The organism is Monashia sp. HAY1-5C (genome assembly GCF_056755255.1).
Map to the genome: position 1 here is coordinate 1 of NZ_JBPGXG010000568.1, position 251 is coordinate 251.

Below are 251 nucleotides of genomic sequence, written 5' to 3' on the forward strand. Positions count from 1 at the left end.
TGCACACACCAGGGACCGAGCTGGAGGATCCGGGCCACGTCGAGCTGATCACCGTGGAAGACGACGCCAAGTCGGTGTCGCGCGCCCACCTGGCCTTCGGCCAGTTCGACGGCGTCTTCTGGGTGATGGACCTCGGCTCCGCGAACGGGACGACGATCACCTACCCGGGCGATGGGACTTTCGCGTGCGACCCGAAGACACGGCACGAGGTGGATCCCGGTTCGGTGGTGCGCTTCGGATCGGTCTCGTTC

1 protein-coding gene is annotated in these 251 nt (G+C 66.5%); it reads left to right on the top strand.

The genetic code is table 11. The annotated features are described in order from the left end of the window. Nucleotides 1-251 (top strand): FHA domain-containing protein (locus ACR9ZK_RS22790; RefSeq protein ID WP_481344198.1); only part of this gene is annotated, 251 nt, incomplete at both ends.